We start from the raw sequence: 5,881 nt of genomic DNA on the forward strand, positions 1-5,881 counted from the left end.
CCGGTTATATTACACAGAACTTTACTATAACTCTTAAAAAACATGGCCTACGTCGAATCCGATACCACGATCTTCGTCATAGTTACGCAAGCCTCTTACTCGCCAATGGGATTAGCATGAAAGAAATCCAAGAATGGTTGGGACACAGCAACTATTCTACTACAGCCAACATTTATTCTCACTTGGAATACAGTTCCAAAGTATCTTCAGCATCAACGATGAGCACTGTTCTGATCTTTTAATAAAAAAGATCGCATTGCCCTCAATATTTCATGAGAGTCATGCGATCTTCTCCTCGTTCTCTCCTTCGGAAAAAGGAGAGAACTGGAGGAAAGAACTCAATAAAAAGTTCTCTCCCAAGCTAGTTTTAAAACAAGGTTTTTTAACGAAAAACCCTTTTAAATCAAGGATGCCGAGGACCGGGATCGAACCGGTACGGTAGTCACCTACCGCAGGATTTTAAGTCATGAGTTTTTAATATACTGTAACGGCATACAGTTCCGAAATCCAGTATTATCAAGGCTTTTATATGTTCGTATATGTTCTCATTTGGACTGTATTCTATACAAAACACTACAGTTCGTCCCCAATTTGTCCCCAATAAAAAGAGCAGAAGGATTAATTCCTTACTGCTCTTTTTGCCTTCTAGTAAATGCAAAATCAACATCCGCCGATCATAGGTTTGCGGGTATTATCTTCTATTATATGTGTTGGTACTGCCCCACTGACAGTTTATTGTGAATCGTGATAACTATTCTGAAATTAAAAAGTGATACACAGATGAGGGGGACTCCGCCTCAACTTCTGCTGGCAATTCCATATCAAAAGCAATTGCCATGGATTTTACAAATATTTCGGCATTTTCCTTCTCAACATCCCATGGTATATCAATTTGATACTTTTTCATATATGCACTTCCTTCATATCATTCATTTTGTATATAAGGTCATGGTTTACTGCTAATATGTGCAATGTTATAATCGTTGAGAACATTTTTCAAAATCCTTAAGGAGATTGATTTAATTTGCGTGTCTCCCGTGGGAGATGCCGACTAAAAATCTTACTCAAAGAACGTCGTATGAAGCAAGTCGATCTTGCTAAACGAACAGGGTACAGCGAACAATTGATCTCAAATTGGGCCAACAATAGAGATAAAATGTCAGCTGATGTAATGTTCAATATTGCGTTTGCTCTTGACTGTAAGGTTGAAGAGCTATACGAACTTATCTATGAGTGAGCCTGTTTGTCGGCTCTCCCTCGGGGAAAACTATGGATTAGCCATAGTTATATCTCTTCCTTAAATTGCTTTCCCCCACGTCCTTTCGACTGGTTTACTACCACTTCCAACAACGGTTCAAACACTTCATTCATACCACTCCTCCCCCCCAAAAAAACAATAATCAGACTTTTCCTCTCTACTAAAATATTACCATAAGACACTTGCACAACATGTCGAAACTTGCCGCATCTTGTTTCATGAGTTACCCTAGTATGAAAAATCCTTGACAAATAAAAAAGGACCCTTATCAATACGTTAGGTCCTACTTGAACAAAAATTTAAAATGCTTCTCTTTGTTACCAGCCATGTGTGTAGTGAGAAAAGAATCTTTAAATCTAACAATTATGTCGAACGGTGTCTTTTCCGCATAATCTACCTCGTCAAGATTGACTAGAATGTTTTTATCGAATGACGCAAAATACGGGAAAATAGTCTTGAACGAATTGAGTGTTGTAGGTATAGTGTACCGTTTATCAGCCTGAGTAAAAGTGGGGAGTTCATAATTTTTCTTTATCTCACGAATTTCAATTAGCTCAATATCATTTATATTTAGAAGGAAAGACCCGATACTTCTATCTTTAGCATCTAATTCAATGCTAGGCAAAATCCTTTCATCCTTTGCGGCGGCACTTCCAAAAATCAGACTCCAGTCAAATGTTTCCCATTTATTGGTGGATATATTAACAGAAGAAGAGCCGTTTTTTAAAATTATCTCGGCTCCGGTTTGCGTCTCTTCTACAGAAGACACAGCTTGCGGGTTTATTATTACGTTGTTCTGTAGCTTTACGAATTTTGGAATGGCAATAACACATTCTCGCAAAGTTGTAGCCACAGTGAAAGCGCCTATTCTAGTGTAAATAACAGGAATTTTATAGTTCCTCTTTGGCTCCCATAGGGTTATATAAAGTATTTGATTCTCAGGAAAAGAAAACTTGTTCCCGATGTTTCCCTCTTCGTCAATCTCTATACCAAAAATTATTCTATTCATAATTTAGTCTTCACTTCTTCTTTTTCAGAACCGCCGGAATGAGTTTTGAGCCAATAAATGTTTTTCTGCTTTTGGCCGACTTATCAGCCCCTCTGCTTAGATCTTTGGATAGCGTTCTTGCCAATTTAGGATTCATTTATCTTCCGCCCTCCCTTCCAATGATTCCATAATGGTAGGATCGTTAAAGATTGTACAAAAAATGAGATGCTTATAACGGGCATAAGAAAAGCCAAACTAATTATAAAGAAAACCAAGGAATAAAACTTAACTTTCTTTAAGTTCGTCCCCTTATTTAATTCTTCAAAGTCATTTGGGGCATAACATAAAAAGATTAAAAATGTTACTACATTTATAAAAATGAATTGATTTTTATTTAAATCAATTAAAGGAATAACCGCAAATAAGACAGAAGACACCAGCGCACATAAAGTCAAGGACTTCATATGAAACCCGCCCGAAAACCTTCTAGCTACAGCAAAAGACAACATAGAAATAAGAGATTCTATAATGTGGCCTAATAACCAACCAAACAAAAAGGTCAGTAAACATACTGCTGCTATATTGATTCGATTATTAAGCTCATATTCCAGCACTTCAATGTCTCCGGGACCGTCAGGATCAGCCTTTTTTATTTCTCTGGCGATATAGTTCGACAGCCGTTCTAACATCCTCGTAATCCCCCCGATCTGAAAGTAAATACGAGACTCCAAAAGTGAAAACAGATAAGATTATACACATTAACGAGTTCATAGCATACAGTGCGATTACCATAAAAATTATAGTCGAAAAAGATAAAATCGAGCCAATCAACAACATTTTATTGGTTTTCGTGCTATAGTCTTCTCTCTGTATAAAATCGTGTGGCGGCTCTGCGATGAAAGAAAAACCTCCATTAAATATTCTGAGTGAAACCGCTACAAGGTAAGCGGTTATGATCGTTGATATTTGAATGAAGTAAACTGACATCCCGGTGTTTTCGTTGAGTACGTTATGACTTAGATTGAACACGATATTAAAAATATAATACAATACTAGCTGGATGGATACGTAGGCGGAAATGCCAGCGCCAGATATAAAAGCGCCAGTATGAACCTTTATGCCCATTGCCCATCGTAAAAATAAAAAGAAAAAAATGTATTGCATTGGCAAATCAAATTTTGGTATTTGAAGGACTACCCTAATAAAAAATGAGAAAATAGATATATAAATAGCAAATGTAATTATTCTATACTTATATCTAAACAATGGCATCCTGTACATTTTCAAAGCCAGAACTATAAATGCCAAAGCATCAAACACACCGAGAAAAATATACAAAAAAGCAGGTAACACAGAAACACCATCCTTCTATTTCTCCTGCTGTAATTGTATATTTTACCGGGATTCGTGGCAATGCAATAATCTAGTATTATGGTAATTTTTGACCACATGTTAGATATATTTTTCCTTTACAAAAAGAAACCTTTTGATAATACTGGAAGTATCTCATTTGGAAGGATGGACAACATGAAATACTTTAAACAAAGACTGAGTAAAGTAGATATACAGGCGCTCAGCAAGGAACAAGTAAAAGCAATCAGCGGGAGTATATATTTAAACGATCCTGAACAAGGAGATATTATCTACGATGTCCAAACAGACACCCTCCACACTGTTATATCTACTGAAGGTAAGGACGGTAGTTACGCTGTTGTCACTCCCAATGGAGAGTTAGATTGGAATGAATCATTCATACCATTGTTTACAGTTGGTCAATTGTTAGATGCTCTCTACCTTGAAGACTCTGTAGAAATTAAGAGTTCCCCAAGGGGCGGCTGGGTCGTCATTCTCGATGATAGTGTGTTCCAAACTAAAGATAACGATGCCCTGGTCAACATCCTGTTGGATGCCTTATTGCTAAAAGTTTCAAGAGAAAACGGATGCTGATTTTAATTAAACTCCCCGAATTATTCAGGGAGTTTTTTTATCCGATACTTACAATGCCGATATAATATCCTCCAGCTTAACCCAGCTAAAATCATCTTCTCCACGAGACAGCTTAACCTCTCGTCTCCCCGTGTTTATAGAAGTAACGACACCTGTCAATTCCTCATCATCAAACGGGCTGAACACGAGCAGCGTGACGGCTGTACGCGAGTTGTAGGAGTCTATTAGTACCTGTTCTATGAGTTGGACCTCCTGTTCGTCCAGTTCTGGCTTACCGCGCCGCTGCCGGTCTGTCATAAGTTTCAAATACGCCTCTTTATGCTCTGGCAATATAATTCTTGAGCTTTCCCACAGGCCATTGCCTTCAAGTTTCTTTCCCATGTATGTAGCCTCCTGTATTCTGATGTACAAATTATATAGCGAACATTTGTTCCTTTACAAGGGATATCTTTTCCAGCACATAAAAAAACCCCGGAGCAATCCGGGGTTTTAATATTTGACTATAGGCAACAAAGGCAATTACATTGCCTGTATAGTTTCAGTGTGGTAACATAAGAATATAAATAAGGGGAGTCGCTACACTCCCCCTGAACAACGATGTGCCTCACGGCGCGCATATATTACTGTGAAGACAGCAAAACCCACCGTAGGCTACCAACCATTAGCGGTGGGTTTTGCGCTTGTTACGTCTACGTCTGATCCATCGAAAAAGCTTGCGAGAACTAAACCAAAGGCTTAGTACCGTAGCAGTTACTTTCAAGAGCAGATAAAGCGTACCAAGTGCAGTCATGGCGTCAATCACCTCCTTTACAGAAGGCTGCGCCGTGACCCCACCCGTTGTCCAATCCAGATTATACCACAAGTCCATGTTAAGAGCTTATTATTTTATTCATTGGCTATGTTGAATTATGTTGTTGACATTTGATATTTATCATCATCCATTACTATATATAGCTTAAAATCGTCATGTTCGTATTAAATTAAGCAGAAATTTTTAGGGGTGAGCATTATATTTAAAACGATATCGTATTTAGAATCGGGGAGTGAAATACAACGTCGTTCCTATCATGTAATTAAGGAATTGAACATACTCAAAGATTTTGCTAAATATACACCTGTCTTATGCGGAACAATACCAATCTCCGTTGATATCGAGGGTTCTGACTTAGATATCATTATGGAGGTTCGTGAATTTGGAGTCTATAAGGATGAAATAGAGTCACTATATGGAGACCTCGACGGATTTGGATTAACAGAAGTAACTGTGAAAGGCATACCGACAGTGATATCGAACTTTCGGTACGGCGGGTTTGACTTAGAGTTATTCGCACAGCCCGTAGCAGTTGAAAAACAAAATGCCTATCGGCATATGATTATAGAACACCACTTATTGTTAACAAATCTACATGTAAGACAGGAGATTATACGCCTCAAGGATAGAGGATTAAAAACAGAGCCTGCTTTTGCCCAAGTGTTTGAATTAGTTGGTGACCCCTACGACGAACTTCTTATTCTCGGAACAAAATTAGGAATAATATAATAACGCTAAAAAGAAATACAAATCTTCTTAATTAAAAAGCTCTGCCGACCAATTAAGGTTAGCAGAGCTTTTTGATTTATTTAGAGTATTCACTTACTTCAAATGTCAGGATACGATCATACAGCATGTAGTCCTTACGGCTGGGTAA

10 protein-coding genes are annotated in these 5,881 nt (G+C 37.9%); 4 read left to right on the forward strand and 6 right to left on the reverse strand.

Annotated features, from left to right (window positions below; translation table 11 throughout):
* The first annotated feature begins 26 nt into the window (after positions 1–26).
* On the forward strand, positions 27–242 hold the full coding sequence (locus L696_RS30055; protein ID WP_280740300.1) for a tyrosine-type recombinase/integrase: 216 nt from the start codon (positions 27–29) through the stop codon (positions 240–242).
* 509 nt (positions 243–751) lie between these two features.
* Here L696_RS30055 and L696_RS30760 read toward each other — a convergent pair.
* A complete protein-coding gene (locus tag L696_RS30760) occupies positions 752–907 on the reverse strand; it encodes a hypothetical protein (protein WP_155985492.1) in 156 nt (51 codons plus the stop codon).
* A 117-nt stretch (positions 908–1,024) separates the two neighbouring features.
* Here L696_RS30760 and L696_RS0127535 point away from each other — a divergent pair, with 117 nt between their 5' ends.
* Positions 1,025–1,237: a helix-turn-helix domain-containing protein gene (locus L696_RS0127535; protein ID WP_025686514.1), complete on the forward strand. Its 213-nt coding sequence runs from the start codon at positions 1,025–1,027 to the stop codon at positions 1,235–1,237.
* Positions 1,238–1,541: 304 nt separating this feature from the next.
* Here the strand turns inward: L696_RS0127535 and L696_RS0127545 are convergent, their stop codons facing one another.
* The 3 genes from L696_RS0127545 to L696_RS0127555 are packed head-to-tail and all read right to left on the reverse strand — an operon-like array spanning position 1,542 to position 2,935.
* Positions 1,542–2,267: a LytTR family transcriptional regulator DNA-binding domain-containing protein gene (locus L696_RS0127545; protein ID WP_025686515.1), complete on the reverse strand. Its 726-nt coding sequence runs from the start codon at positions 2,265–2,267 to the stop codon at positions 1,542–1,544.
* 10 nt (positions 2,268–2,277) lie between these two features.
* Positions 2,278–2,403, reverse strand: coding sequence for a hypothetical protein (locus L696_RS32425; RefSeq protein WP_280740299.1), 126 nt, complete (start codon positions 2,401–2,403; stop codon positions 2,278–2,280).
* A complete protein-coding gene (locus L696_RS0127555; RefSeq protein ID WP_025686516.1) occupies positions 2,393–2,935 on the reverse strand; it encodes an accessory gene regulator ArgB-like protein in 543 nt (180 codons plus the stop codon). The genes L696_RS32425 and L696_RS0127555 overlap by 11 nt, the downstream gene beginning before the upstream one ends.
* Before the next feature lie 838 nt (positions 2,936–3,773).
* Here L696_RS0127555 and L696_RS0127565 point away from each other — a divergent pair.
* Positions 3,774–4,193, forward strand: a complete 420-nt coding sequence (locus L696_RS0127565; RefSeq protein WP_025686518.1) for a hypothetical protein — start codon at positions 3,774–3,776, stop codon at positions 4,191–4,193.
* Between the two features lie 48 nt (positions 4,194–4,241).
* Here L696_RS0127565 and L696_RS0127570 read toward each other — a convergent pair whose 3' ends face one another.
* Complete coding sequence (locus L696_RS0127570) at positions 4,242–4,574, reverse strand: YolD-like family protein (RefSeq protein ID WP_025686519.1); 333 nt, start codon at positions 4,572–4,574, stop codon at positions 4,242–4,244.
* A 280-nt stretch (positions 4,575–4,854) separates the two neighbouring features.
* Complete coding sequence (locus L696_RS30765) at positions 4,855–5,061, reverse strand: hypothetical protein (protein WP_155985494.1); 207 nt, start codon at positions 5,059–5,061, stop codon at positions 4,855–4,857.
* 141 nt (positions 5,062–5,202) lie between these two features.
* Between L696_RS30765 and L696_RS0127575 the strand changes: the two genes are divergently transcribed.
* A complete protein-coding gene (locus tag L696_RS0127575; protein ID WP_025686520.1) occupies positions 5,203–5,733 on the forward strand; it encodes a DUF4269 domain-containing protein in 531 nt (176 codons plus the stop codon).
* Positions 5,734–5,881: the final 148 nt, after the last annotated feature.

The organism is Paenibacillus maysiensis (assembly GCF_000520815.1).
GTDB classification, from domain to species: Bacteria; Bacillota; Bacilli; order Paenibacillales; family Paenibacillaceae; genus Paenibacillus; species Paenibacillus maysiensis.